An 863-nucleotide genomic window follows, 5' to 3' on the forward strand; every position below is an offset into this window, starting at 1 on the left:
GCCGCGGCGGCGGGAACGGCCTGCCCGAGCTGCTCGGCCTGGCGCCGGGCAGCGCCGGGATCGCGGCGCTGCGCCACCGCCGCGCCCGCGTCGAGGCCGACCGGCTGCGCGTCCCGATCGGCACCGACGAGCGCGGGCTGCCGGTCGTGCTGGACCTCAAGGAGTCGGCCCACGGCGGCAGCGGCCCGCACGGGCTGTGCATCGGGGCCACCGGCTCGGGCAAGAGCGAGCTGCTGCGCACCCTGGTGCTGGGGCTGGCGGCCACGCACTCCTCGGCCGAGCTCAACCTGGTGCTCGTCGACTTCAAGGGCGGCGCCACGTTCCTCGGGCTGGCCGGCCTGCCGCACGTCTCCGCCGTGATCACCAACCTGGTCGACGAGCTGACGCTGGTCGACCGGATGGCCGACGCGCTGGCCGGCGAGATCAACCGCCGGCAGGAGGTGCTGCGCGCCGCCGGCAACCTCACCGGGGTCGCCGAGCTGGCGGCCGCGCGGCGCGCCGGGGCCCGCGTGCCGCAGCTGCCGGCGCTGGTGATGGTGGTCGACGAGTTCACCGAGCTGCTGGCCCAGCGCCCGGAGCTGGTCGACCTGTTCGTCACGATCGGCCGGCTCGGCCGCTCGCTCGGGCTGCACCTGCTGCTGGCCTCGCAGCGGCTCGACGAGGGCCGGCTGCGCGGGCTGGAGTCGCACCTGTCCTACCGGATCGCGCTGCGCACGTTCTCGGCCGGTGAGTCGCGGGCGGTGCTCGGCGTGCCCGACGCGCACCACCTGCCGCCGGCGCCCGGCTCGGCGTTCCTGGCCACCGGGACCGGGGAGCTGGTGCGGTTCCGGGCCGCGTGCGTCTCGGTCCCGGCCGCGGCGCCC

At 77.3% G+C, this 863-nt stretch carries 1 protein-coding gene; it reads left to right on the forward strand.

The window, feature by feature from the left end:
- Positions 1 to 863, forward strand: an 863-nt coding sequence (locus KIK08_RS39275) for an FtsK/SpoIIIE domain-containing protein (RefSeq protein WP_250558687.1), incomplete at both ends; no start/stop codon positions are given.

The organism is Pseudonocardia lacus (genome assembly GCF_018531445.1).
GTDB classification, from domain to species: domain Bacteria; phylum Actinomycetota; class Actinomycetes; order Mycobacteriales; family Pseudonocardiaceae; genus Pseudonocardia; species Pseudonocardia lacus.